This is a genomic window from Streptococcus suis (assembly GCF_002960425.1).
Lineage (GTDB): Bacteria > Bacillota > Bacilli > Lactobacillales > Streptococcaceae > Streptococcus > Streptococcus suis_S.
Genome location: NZ_POIZ01000064.1, coordinates 1 through 1,022, shown reverse-complemented (window position 1 = coordinate 1,022; position 1,022 = coordinate 1). Strand labels below are relative to the sequence as shown.

General features: G+C 42.5%; 1 pseudogene. It reads right to left on the bottom strand.

Annotated elements, in window-relative coordinates:
• Nucleotides 1–1,022 (bottom strand): annotated as a pseudogene (locus tag C1G57_RS08735) (transposase); the annotation flags it as partial.

Sequence of the window (1,022 nt, the reverse complement as noted above, 5' to 3'; positions counted from 1 at the left end):
TCTCCCACGTAGGATTATACTGAATTTGTTTGAGGTTTCCTTTCTCTGTCCGTGCTAACTGGTCTAACTCTTCACTAGCTTGTACAGGATCAGCTTCGTAAATCTTAATATCTTTCTCAAACCCATTCTGCTCCGTTCTTCGTGAATAATTCTTAAACGAGTAGACAACCCCATCTGGTTTTATCCACTGGTCAGAATCTTCTAGATAGGTCCAGTTTTCAGGATTGGCATCACTCTTCTTGTAGCTTTTCTTCTGCTCTTTCTGATATGTTCCGTAGGGAATTAGAGGTGTTTTCTCCAGGTCATCAACGATAAAGCTATAATTTTCTTCACTTCCATAACCTGCATCTGCGACAATGTGTTGAAAGAGTTCTAGGGTTTGGATGGATTGAAGAAAAGGCTTGAGCGTCCGAGTGTCAGTTGGATTCGGATACAATCCGTAAGCTAAGGCAAACTGGTTGTTTGTACCAAGTTGGAGGTTGTAGCCCGGTTTGAGCTGACCATTCTTCATACTCGCTCTTTTATTTCAAGGCTCGTGAAGAAACAGTCTCTCCCCAGACTGTTTCTTCCTCTTTCATCCGCATAAATGTTGCATCGTGATCCGTTTTAGAGTAGGAGTTTCGCTCTTGTAGAATCTGTTTATCTCGTTCGTACTTCTGTTTCCGAACAAGAAAATCCTCTTTCAACTTTCTCTTGAGTTTCTTAATTCTTCTTCGTTTCTGTCTGTTGGCTGATCCACCTTTAATGACTTTAGGCTCTTGTGAGATAGCTTCTTCCACCTCATCCAATACTTGTTCTGTCTCATGTAGGAGTTGTTTGAGTCCCTCGCTAGTGAGGCATTCTTCCTTGGACAAGGCAGTATTCACCCCTTCTTGAACTAGCTTGTCATAGAGGGCTGAAATACTTCCATTCAAGGCATCTTCATAGCGTTCAACGGCCTTTTTCCACGTGAAAGAATACTTGTTGGCATCAGCTTCTACCTTGGTCCCGTCAATGAAGAGGGCCTCATCTTCAATCAATCC